At 68.1% G+C, this 8992-nt stretch carries 11 protein-coding genes and 1 tRNA gene; 4 read left to right on the top strand and 8 right to left on the bottom strand.

Annotated features, from left to right (window positions below; genetic code table 11):
* Nucleotides 1–1055: M23 family metallopeptidase (locus HB724_RS13635; protein WP_213981487.1), on the top strand; the 1055-nt coding region annotated here is incomplete at its 5' end.
* Here HB724_RS13635 and HB724_RS20625 read toward each other — a convergent pair.
* The gene (locus HB724_RS20625) at nucleotides 1030–1878 is read right to left on the bottom strand and encodes a type II CAAX endopeptidase family protein (RefSeq protein ID WP_213981486.1); all 849 of its coding nucleotides are present in this window, start codon (nucleotides 1876–1878) and stop codon (nucleotides 1030–1032) included. The genes HB724_RS13635 and HB724_RS20625 overlap by 26 nt on opposite strands.
* A gap of 274 nt (nucleotides 1879–2152) precedes the next feature.
* Between HB724_RS20625 and HB724_RS13625 the strand changes: the two genes are divergently transcribed.
* Entirely contained in the window at nucleotides 2153–2770 is a 618-nt protein-coding gene (locus HB724_RS13625; protein WP_213981485.1) for an OmpA family protein, read from the top strand.
* Between the two features lie 103 nt (nucleotides 2771–2873).
* Here the strand turns inward: HB724_RS13625 and HB724_RS13620 are convergent.
* Nucleotides 2874–2949, bottom strand: a tRNA-Ala gene (locus HB724_RS13620).
* A 221-nt stretch (nucleotides 2950–3170) separates the two neighbouring features.
* Here HB724_RS13620 and HB724_RS13615 point away from each other — a divergent pair.
* Nucleotides 3171–4022 (top strand): DUF2171 domain-containing protein, encoded by an 852-nt coding sequence (locus tag HB724_RS13615; RefSeq protein ID WP_213981484.1) that lies wholly within the window; start codon nucleotides 3171–3173, stop codon nucleotides 4020–4022.
* A gap of 92 nt (nucleotides 4023–4114) precedes the next feature.
* Here HB724_RS13615 and HB724_RS13610 read toward each other — a convergent pair whose 3' ends face one another.
* Genes HB724_RS13610 through HB724_RS13595 form a run of 4 tightly spaced genes read right to left on the bottom strand, consistent with a single transcriptional unit; the run spans nucleotide 4115 to nucleotide 6901 of the window.
* The gene (locus tag HB724_RS13610; protein WP_256731511.1) at nucleotides 4115–5077 is read right to left on the bottom strand and encodes an alpha/beta hydrolase; all 963 of its coding nucleotides are present in this window, start codon (nucleotides 5075–5077) and stop codon (nucleotides 4115–4117) included.
* Between the two features lie 29 nt (nucleotides 5078–5106).
* Nucleotides 5107–6255, bottom strand: a complete 1149-nt coding sequence (locus HB724_RS13605; protein WP_213981483.1) for a hypothetical protein — start codon at nucleotides 6253–6255, stop codon at nucleotides 5107–5109.
* Nucleotides 6252–6461, bottom strand: a complete 210-nt coding sequence (locus HB724_RS13600; protein ID WP_213981482.1) for a helix-turn-helix transcriptional regulator — start codon at nucleotides 6459–6461, stop codon at nucleotides 6252–6254. Before HB724_RS13600 ends, HB724_RS13605 begins: the two co-directional genes overlap by 4 nt.
* On the bottom strand, nucleotides 6458–6901 hold the full coding sequence (locus tag HB724_RS13595) for a hypothetical protein (RefSeq protein WP_213981481.1): 444 nt from the start codon (nucleotides 6899–6901) through the stop codon (nucleotides 6458–6460). The genes HB724_RS13600 and HB724_RS13595 overlap by 4 nt, the downstream gene beginning before the upstream one ends.
* A gap of 196 nt (nucleotides 6902–7097) precedes the next feature.
* Here HB724_RS13595 and HB724_RS13590 point away from each other — a divergent pair, with 196 nt between their 5' ends.
* A complete protein-coding gene (locus tag HB724_RS13590; protein ID WP_213981480.1) occupies nucleotides 7098–7271 on the top strand; it encodes a hypothetical protein in 174 nt (57 codons plus the stop codon).
* On the opposite strand, the gene HB724_RS13585 is transcribed toward HB724_RS13590, so the two are convergent.
* Both HB724_RS13585 and HB724_RS13580 read right to left on the bottom strand, forming a co-directional pair.
* The gene (locus HB724_RS13585; RefSeq protein WP_213981479.1) at nucleotides 7261–7491 is read right to left on the bottom strand and encodes a hypothetical protein; all 231 of its coding nucleotides are present in this window, start codon (nucleotides 7489–7491) and stop codon (nucleotides 7261–7263) included. The genes HB724_RS13590 and HB724_RS13585 overlap by 11 nt on opposite strands.
* Before the next feature lie 62 nt (nucleotides 7492–7553).
* Nucleotides 7554–8951, bottom strand: a complete 1398-nt coding sequence (locus tag HB724_RS13580; RefSeq protein WP_213981478.1) for a Mur ligase family protein — start codon at nucleotides 8949–8951, stop codon at nucleotides 7554–7556.
* Nucleotides 8952–8992: the final 41 nt, after the last annotated feature.

Here is an 8992-nt window from a genome sequence, read left to right as displayed (position 1 = left end):
CCACCGACCTCGCGGACGCGCTCGCCTCTTCCGGCCTCGGCCCCGATGTCGCGCGCGAGGTTGCGCAGGCGGCCGCCCCCGGGCTCAGCGAGACCGGCGAGATCCGCGCGGTGCTGACGCTCACCCGAGTCGGCCAGGGTTTCGCGCTCGACCGGCTCGACGCCTCGAACGGCGACAGCTCGGGCGTGGTGGTCACGCGCTCCGCCTCGGGCACGCTCGCGGTATCGCGCGTCGCCGCGCAGATCAGCACGCGGATCCTCGTCCGCCACGGCACGATGGACGGCGACAGCTTCTACACCTCGGCCGTCGCGGTCGGCGTCCCGAACAGCGTGATCCCCGAATTCGCCAAGGCGCTGGCCTTCGATTTCGACTTCCAGCGCGAAGTATCGGCCGGCGATGCGTTCGAGGCGGCCTATGCCCAGCCCACCAACGCCTCGGGAGAAGCCGTCGGCGCGCCGACCTTGCTCTATGCGGCGCTCACCACCTCCGCCAAGTCCGCGGCGGTCTATCGCTTCGCGCCGGACGGCAAGACCGACGAATGGTTCGACGCCAGCGGCCGCAGCATCATCCGCGCCCTGATGCGCACGCCCGTGGACGGCGCCCGCGTCACGTCGAAATTCGGGCTTCGCTTCCACCCGATCCTCAAGTTCATGAAGCTCCACGGCGGCATCGACTTCGCTGCGCCCACCGGCACGCCGATCTATGCCTCGGGCAGCGGCGTGCTCGAATTCGCGGGGCCGAAGGGACCGAACGGCAATTTCGTCAAGATCCGCCACGACAATGGCTGGGAGACGCTCTACCTCCACATGAACCGCTTCATGCCCGGCATCGTCACCGGCGCGCGCGTCTCGCAGGGGCAGCAGATCGGCGAGGTCGGCACCACCGGCCGCTCGACCGGCCCGCACCTCCATTACGAAGTCCATATCGACGGCGAGAAGGTCGATCCGCTCAGCATCCAGACCGAAAGCGGCCGCACGCTCGACGGCGCCCAGTTGATCGCGTTCGAAAAGGCCCGCGACCGGATCGACGTCAGCCGCGCCGCCCAGGCGAACTGAAGCCGCGCCAGCTCGCCGCGACGATCACCAGCGCGATCAGCACGAAACTCGCCGAAAGGCTGGCGTTCAGCCCCTCGCTCGAACCGCCCCAGAGCGGCGATCCGGTCAGATCCCAGTCGAAGACCGTCCCGAAGCTGCTCACCCCCGGATTGGGCGTGGCGCCAAACAGCATCTCCTCCGCCCAGTTCCAGCCGAAATGCGCGCCGATCGGCAAAGCGAGCCCGCCGCTGCGCTGGGCCAGCAGTCCGAACCACAGCCCGGCCAGCACCAGATTGACGAAGCTCAGCCACTCGAAAGCGCCGCTCACGAAATGGAGCGCGGCGAACGCCAGCGCCGTGACGGCCAGCCCCGGCCAGCGCCCCCAGCCCGATTCGAGATGCGGCTGGAGCCACCCACGGAAATAGAGTTCCTCGGCACCGGTCTGGATCAGCGTGACGACAGCCCCCGCCAGCAGCAGCGCTCCCGCGCCGCCGCCCTCCCCAGCATGTGCGACACCCGCCAGCGCAGACAACGCGATGGCGATGCCCAGGCCCGCAGCCCCGGCAACGACGCCCACTCCCGCCGAGACTGCCGCAGCCGGCCCCGCGCCAGCGCGTCCGCCGAAACGCCGGACCGCCAGGCCCGCGATCCCCCCCAGAATCCCGAACACGGCGATCGTGAACAGCGATTCGAGCAGCACCGGGCTCCACGCCGCCACACCGGGGTTTTCGAGGATGCGCCCGAAGACGAACTGCGCGCCCAGGATGACCGAAAGCGCGGCAACCGCCGTGGCGGCAAGCAGGACGAATGCTCCAGCCGTCGAGTCTATCGCGCGCGCTTTCAAGCACCGTCTCCCACCCGCTTCTTGCCCATTGCTGAAACAAGTTGCACAGCGGAACAAGAGTATCTTCAAAATCCCGCGAACTGTCATCGGAATGACCCGAAATTCCTTTTGAGATGCGGCACTAAAGCGGCGAGCGACATTCGAAGTCGATCGGGCGCGCGCCAGGTCCAGCAACGGGACAGAAGGGACTCCCCGACTCGCAGCGCAGTTGCCGGTCTATCGTCTTGGAAGTACTATGTTCGCGTGAGTCGTCCTGTTTCGAACGGAGTGACTAATGAAAAATCTGTTTCTCGCCTCCCTGGCTTTAGGCGGCATCGCGCTGACCGCCCAAAGCGCACAGGCTCAAAGCACTGCGGTTTCGGAAGAAGAGGCCCGCTGCTTCGTCTCCGGTGTCTGCAAGATCGATGCGGAGAAGAAATTCTCGCTCACCAACATCTCGTCCGCTGCGCCCAAATCGGCGACGGCGCCCAAGGCCGCACCGCCCAAGGCGGCCGTACGCCGCGCGGCCCCGCGCAGGTCGGCGCGCGACGGCACGCCGGCGCGCCCGGTCGCGGACCGGCAGTCGCTCGACATGCGCCTGAGCTTCGAGCTCGGCTCCGCCCAGCTCACCAGGGACGCGATGGCCCAGGCCGATATCTTCGCGAAGGTGCTGAAGGAGAGTGCGGGCGCATCGGGCCGCTTCCTGATCGAGGGGCACACCGATTCGATCGGATCGCGCGCGATGAACCTGGATCTCTCCCGCCAGCGCGCGCAGAGCGTCGTCGCCTATCTCGTCGGCCGCGGCGTGCCCGCATCGAAGCTGACCGCGATCGGCTATGGCTTCGCCCACCCACGCGACGGCCTGCCCGCTTCCGATCCGAGCAACCGGCGCGTCGAGATCGTCAAGAATTGAGAACGGAGCCTGGCGCGCCGGCGGCGCGCCAGTGCGGAACCGCTATTGGCGAGCACGCCTCAGCGCGCTGGTCAAAAAGTCCCGGATTTCAGCGAGTGGCGGCTGGTGGAGCTGAGGGGAATCGAACCCCTGACCTCTGCAGTGCGATTGCAGCGCTCTCCCATCTGAGCTACAGCCCCGCCACCTGTCCCGGACCCCGGGAGGCGCACCCCTTAGCGGCACCCGCACGGCGATGCAACCGGCTTGAATGCACTTCGCCCAGCGGTTTTTCGATCGCGGCGAAACGCCCCGGAATCGCGGGCGAATCCCGGAACTGATCTGCCCGCCCCTCGGTTGAATCCGCGGAAACGGCGCACCGCCTCCCCATGCGCCGTCGCCCAATCGATCAGGAGACCTGGAGATGGATGACCGCAACAGCCCCTATGGCCCGCGGGACGGCTTCAACAGCCGCGGCCCGGACGATTATACCCGGGATTACGGCTCCGGCCGCGACTATACCTATTCGAGCGCCCGCGATTACGCCGCCGCCGGTGAGTTCGGCACGGGCCGCAACCGAGGCCAGGACAGCCGCGACTATCGCGACGAATGGAACCGCAACCGCCCGGACCATCGCACCGCCGGTCCGCGCGCCGATTACGGCCGGAACCGCCAGCCCGGCCATGACGAGGATCGCGGCTTCTTCGATCGCGCCGGCGACGAGGTCCGCTCCTGGTTCGGCGACGAGGAGGCCGAGCGCCGCCGCGAGCGCGACCAGCGCTATGACGACATGCTGACCCGCAGCGAGCGCCGCGCCCATCCCGACGATCACTATACCGCCTGGCGCCGCAACCGTATCGCCGAGCTCGATCGCGACTATGACGAATATCGCCGCGAGAATGCCCAGCGCTTCGAGAACGAGTTCAACACGTGGCGCACCGATCGGCTGAGCCAGCGCGACAGCCTGCGCCGCGTGACCGAGCATATGGAAGTGCTGGGATCGGACGGCGAGCATGTCGGCACGGTCGACAAGGTCCGCGGCGACCGCATCCTCCTCACCAAAAGCGACAGCGATGCCGGTAACCATCACCATTCGATCCCCTCGCGCTGGATCGCCTCGGTCGACGACAAGGTGAAGCTGCGCAGGACCACCGAGGAGGCGCAGGCGCACTGGAAGGACGAGGAGCGCTCGGGCGCCCTGTTCGGATCGGAAGGCGAAGACCGGTCCTGGCGGACCGATCGCAATCTCAACCGGAGTTTCTCCGGCACCTATTGAAACGCGCCTGCGGTGGCGGGCCGGCACCGCCTCCATAAGGAACGTGAGCAGGAACTGGGTCCGGGAGATTGCTCCCGGACCTTTTTCCAGCCTCACTCCCCCGCGAACGCCAGCACCGCCGCCTTGAACGCCTCGGGCTGGTCGAGCATCACGAAATGCGCCGAGTCACCGACAGCCACGAAGCCGACATGCGGCGCCTTGGCATATTGCGCCTTGTAGAAGGGCTCGGCACGCTCCTTGGGCATCATCGCCGACCAGGGATAGACCAGGGTGATCGGCGTCTCGATGCCGGCCAGATCCCCGCGCAGATCGGTGGTCAGGTCTTCATACATCGCCACGCCGGAGACGCGGGCGTCCGCGGCGCGCACCCAGCCCGCCACTTTCTCGCGCGAGCCGGGCTTGAGCGCCAGCGACGCCGCGGTGCCCTGGATGCCCGCTTCGTTCGCGGGCTTGCCATAGCCCGCCACCATCTGGTCGCGCATCGCCGCCGCCTGGGGCTCGAGCGCCGCGACGCTGGGATCGGGCATGAAGATCGCGCCGATAAAGGGCAGCGAATCGACGATCATCAGCCTGGAAAGATCGCCCGGATGCGCCTTGGCGAGCATCAGCCCCGCCAGTCCGCCCATCGAATGGCCGATCACCGCGGCATCCTTCAGCTTGCGATCCTGCACCAGCCGGTCGAGATCGGCGACGATTCCGGCCAGGATGCCCGGCTTCAGATTGCCGCGCGGATCGTCGCCGCCGAAGCCGTTGACCTGCACCAGATAGACGGTGTGGCCCTTGGCGAGATCGGGCACCACGCCGTCCCACACCGCGCGAGGGCTGGAAAGGCCGGGGATCAGGATCACCGGGCTGCCCTTGCCCGTCACCTGCACCGAGATGTGCTCCATCTGGATGGCAGGCGCGGCCTGGATGGCAGGCGCGGCAACCGGGGCCGCCGGCTGGGCATGGGCATGAGTCGCCGAAGCGGCGGCGGCACAGATCGCGACGGCGATGGCGATCCAGCGCAGCGGCGTGTCGCGGCAATCGGCGAAGGGAAGAAGACGACGGATCATGGCAGTTCTCCTTTTCGAGACGATGGGATTCAGCGGCATTGGCGGGCGGCCGCGGCCGCCTGATCGGCGATCTGGTCGGCCGCGCCGGGGTCCATCGGCCCGAACAGCGCATGCGTGCCCAGGTTGTGGCCGAGACCGGGATGGACGGTGAGCGTGGCGCGGCTGCCCAGCCATGTCCGCGCCGGGGAAAGGTTGAGCGATGGCGGCGTCTGCGAGTCCTTCGCCCCCCAGTGGAAATAGACGGGCACATGCGGCCAGCGGGCAAGCAGGCTGGCGGTCTCGGTCTCGTCGGTGAACCAGCTCTTCCACCAACTGCTCCGTGCCATCGGCGTGACCGCGTTCGGATAGGGCGCCGCATCGTCGAGCGCGAGCGCGGCGGCCTTGGCCTGGGCATAGAGCACGGCCTGGGCGGCGCGGACCTGCGCGATCTGCTCCGTCGTCCAGGCCACGCCGTCCGGCGGCAGCAGCGGCGCGAGCAGGTCGAAGACGGAGGACGGCGTCTCCTGCCAATGCGCCTCGACTTCGGCCTTGGTCGTGCGGCCGTCATGATCGGCATCCATCGCCGCAAGCGACCAGGCGTCGCGCTCGCTCATCTGCCAGCGGACCGTCTCGGCGGGGCTCGCCGCCGCGGCGCCCATGCCGATCACCGCGAGCGGCTCGGGCGCGCCGGAAGCCGCGAGCCGGGCGATATGCAGCGTGCCCTCCGAATGGCCGAACAGGATCACGCACCGTGCGCCGAGCCCGTCCTTCGCCCGCGCCCAGCCATAGATGGCGGCAAGGTCGTCGCGCTGGCTCTCGACCGTCGACGATCCGGAAAGCGGCTTGTCGAGCATCTCGGCACCGGTCTTGCCGAAATTGACGCCGCGCCGGTCATAGCGAATCGCGGCGAGCCCGCGCCGGACGAAGCGCGCAGCCATGTCCTTGAACAGCCTGTCCCCTTCGGTTCCGCTCTTGCCGAAGCGCACGTCGCGGTCGAACAGGCCGGTGCCGGCAACCATCACCACCGCCACCCTGGGCGCCGGGGCGGCGAGATCGGCCTGGCCATGGATCGGCGTGCCGTCCCTGGATGCGACGGTGAATTCGCGCGGCGCGGGAGTGGCGCCCTGTTGCGCGTCGGCGCCGGTCGCGGCGATGGCGGCCGCCAGCGCGGCGATCGGAACGGAACGGCGGCGGATCATTGCCCGGTCTCCTTTGCGGGATTCATGAAGATGGCTTCGATCGGCATCCCGAAGACGTCGGCGATCTTGAAGGCGAGCGGCAGCGAGGGGTCGTAGCGGCCGGTCTCGATCGCGTTGACGCTCTGGCGCGATACTTCGAGGGCGGAGGCCAGATCCTGCTGGCTCCAGGCGCGCTCGGCACGCAGCACTCTCAGGCGGTTGTTCATTCCCCGCCTCCCATCAGCCGGTCGCGCAGGTTGAGGAAACACTGGACCAGGCCGAAGCTGGCGCACCACAAGGGAAAGGCCAGGAAGGTGGGGAAATGCGCGACGACGCCCCCTTCCTCCAGGAACCCCCAGACCGTGGTCACCGCCAGCGTCACGCCGATGCCGCCGATCATCGCGGTCACCAGCCGGGCGCGAATGAACTCGTCGCCCTCCTCGATGAGATATCGGCCCATCACGCCGATCACCACGAGCAGCGGCAGCGCCGGCAACAGCGACAGGAGGAACAGCGCCGGGCCGTGCGGATCATATGCCCGGCCCGCCCAGGTGCAGGCGAACAGCACGACGACATAGGCCGTCATCGCGATCGAGAAACGCCACACATAGCGGCGCTGGGCCGGGTTGTATTTGCGGCGGCGCGCCACTCGATCGAACCTACCCATGTCAAGCTCCCTTTCGAATCAGTCAAGCGAGCTTTACATTGATTTGACAGGATGTGTCAATGTTACTTTACAGTCAGACAAGCACCCCCGACATGCAACTTTTTGCCGGAATTCGGCGTTCCCCGTCTTGTGTACCCGGGCCAGGCCGCCAGCCTGCCCGCTTTCCGGGAGACGGGGCATCGAAACGCGCCTGATAGTGGCTTACGCCCTGATCGTGGTGATGGTGGCCGCGGCGATCGTGATCGCCTATTGGCTCCACTATAATTCGTCGCGGCAACGCGCCGCGCACGAACGCCGGCGGGAACGTGCCCGGCGCGCCGAACACGCCCAGGCCGACAGCGCCCCCGGCAATGCCGATTTCAGGCGTTGACGCTCTTGTACAGCCCGATGAGCCGGTTCACGTCCGCCACGACCTGACGCTGCTCCCCCAGCCAGCGTTCGGTGGCGTCGTGCATCGGCTTGCCGTCGCGCCCGTCATGCAGCGTGGCGCCGTGCTCGATCAGCCAGATCATGTCGCGCGCACGCGATCGCTGCAGGCGGAGATGCGTCATCCATTGTTCGACGATGTCGGACGATATGGTCCTGTCCATGGCTAGCCTCCGTGCCTGCGCCCTGCATATAGGAAGCCGGGCCGAAATCGCACGCGAATCGGCTAGCCCGCCAGCTTCCCCAGCATCTCCTGCGCGAGCAGGCTCAGCGTATCGTCGCGCGCGCCCATCACCACGATGCGGTCGCCCGGCCGCGCCTGTGCCACCAGATGCGCCGCCGCCGCCCCGCGATCGGGGATGTGGAGCGCCTGCGCGCCGGCCGCGGCGATGTCCGCGACGATATCGGCGCTGGTCACCTCGCGCGCCACCGTCCCGCCCTGATAGACCGGATCGGGCAGCACCAGCAGGTCGCCGCCGCCCAGCTTCTCCGCGAACATCGCCACCAGCTCGCGCCGCATCACCTTCAATGGCCCATACCCATGCGGCTGGAACAGCAGCAGCAGCCGGCCGGGGAAGGCGTGGAGCGTATCGAGCGTCGCCGCGATCTTGTCCGGATTATGCCCGAAATCGTCGATCACCGCGACGCCGCCCGCCTCGCCGACCAGCTCGAAGCGCCGCTTGAGCCCCGCAAAGCCCTCGATCGCGCGCGCGGCATCCTCGACAGGCACCCCCGCCGCCTTCGCCGCGCCGATCGCCGCCAGCGCGTTGGAGACATTGTGCCGCCCCGGAACCCCCAGCGTCACGCGATGCCGCGCCCCGCCGCGCTCGACCAGGTCGAACGCCGCGCCGAAGCGCCGCGCCTCGATATTCACTGCCGCCAGATCCGCCTCGCGCTCGATCCCGAAGGTCAGCAGGCGCTCCGCGGGCAGCGTCATCGCCAGCGCCGCGCCTTCGCCATTGTCGAGATTGATCACCGCGGTCGCCGCCTTGGCGATGAAGCCGCCGAACAGGTCGCGCAGCTCCTCCAGCGACTTGTGATCCAGGCTCACATTGTTGAGCACCGCCACCTTCGGCCAATAAAGCGCGATCGAACCGTCGCTCTCATCGACTTCGGAGACGAACGCATCCCCCTCGCCCACCAGAGCGCTCGCGAAGGGCGCGTCGGGCGTCGCGAAATTCTTCATCACCGCGCCGTTCATCACCGTCGGATCGCGGCCGAGCGCGTGGAGGATCCAGCCGATCATCCCCGTCACGGTCGATTTGCCACTGGTCCCCGCCACCCCCACCGACAGCGGCGCGGCGTTGAACAGCGCCGCGAGCAGTTCCGCCCGGCTCTTCCGTTCGTTGCCCAGCTCCGCCGCGCGCACCATGTCCGGCACGCTCGATTCGATCGCGGCGGAGGCGACGACGATCTGGTCCGGCGAGGCGATCCCGCTCCCGTCCTGCGGGAACAGCGCGACGCCCAGCGCCTTGAGATAGTCGAACTTGGCCGGCAGCCGCCCCGAATCGAGGCTGCGATCCGATCCCGCGACGATCGCGCCCTGCCCCGCCAGGATCATCGCCAGGGGCATCATGCCCGATCCGCCGATGCCGACGAAGAAGTAGGGTTTGCGGTGATGCATCGCCCCGCGCTATCGGCAATTCACGGTCAAGGGGCAAGTGT

Source organism: Sphingomonas sp. dw_22 (genome assembly GCF_018449795.1).
In the GTDB taxonomy this organism is placed as follows: Bacteria; Pseudomonadota; Alphaproteobacteria; order Sphingomonadales; family Sphingomonadaceae; genus Sphingomonas.
The sequence above is the reverse complement of the archived record's forward strand: the minus strand, read 5'-3'. Positions and strand labels throughout refer to the sequence as shown.